Genomic DNA, 239 nt, shown 5'->3' with positions numbered 1-239 from the left:
AGCTTCGCGTAGTCGGCGACGGCGAGCCCGAACTGCCAGTAGATCTGCGGGTTGATGGAGTCGAGCCAGCCCTCGAGCACCCACGTGCGGGTGTCGGCGAACTGCAGGGCGTAGCTCTGCGAGCCCCCCGTGTCCGAGCCGCGCGGGTCGGTCGACGCGTTGCGCCAGAGGCCGAACGGGCTGATGCCGAACTTGACCCAGGGCTTGAGCGCCTTGATCCGCTCGGAGATCGTCCGGAC

The 239-nt window shown here is 68.6% G+C and carries 1 protein-coding gene; it reads right to left on the bottom strand.

The window, feature by feature from the left end:
* The coding region (locus tag ACQP60_RS20945) for a family 10 glycosylhydrolase (RefSeq protein WP_429736584.1) at positions 1-239 on the bottom strand (239 nt) is incomplete at both ends.

It is taken from the genome of Isoptericola variabilis, assembly GCF_050311655.1.
Classification (GTDB): domain Bacteria; phylum Actinomycetota; class Actinomycetes; order Actinomycetales; family Cellulomonadaceae; genus Isoptericola; species Isoptericola variabilis.
The sequence above is the reverse complement of the archived record's forward strand: the minus strand, read 5'-3'. Positions and strand labels throughout refer to the sequence as shown.